Source organism: Bacillus sp. SIMBA_008, from assembly GCF_046535495.1.
GTDB lineage: Bacteria > Bacillota > Bacilli > Bacillales > Bacillaceae > Bacillus > Bacillus subtilis.
The window spans coordinates 1-233 of sequence record NZ_JAWRWL010001339.1 but is presented as its reverse complement, the minus strand read 5'-3'; the positions used below and the strand labels follow the sequence as shown (position 1 = coordinate 233).

General features: G+C 61.4%; 1 pseudogene. It reads left to right on the top strand.

What is annotated here, in order from left to right:
- Positions 1–233 (top strand): annotated as a pseudogene (locus SB658_RS27805) (cell division protein ZipA); the annotation flags it as partial.

Below are 233 nucleotides of genomic sequence, written 5' to 3'. Positions count from 1 at the left end.
CCGGTGCCACTGGACCTCAGGGTGCTCAAGGTAACACGGGCGCTACTGGTGCCACTGGTCCTCGAGGTAACACGGGCGCTACCGGTGCCACTGGTCCTCAAGGTAACACGGGCACTACTGGTGCCACTGGTCCTCAGGGTAACACGGGTGCTACCGGTGCCACTGGACCTCAAGGCGTTCAAGGTAACACAGGCGCTACTGGTGCTACCGGACCTCAAGGTGCTCAAGGTAAC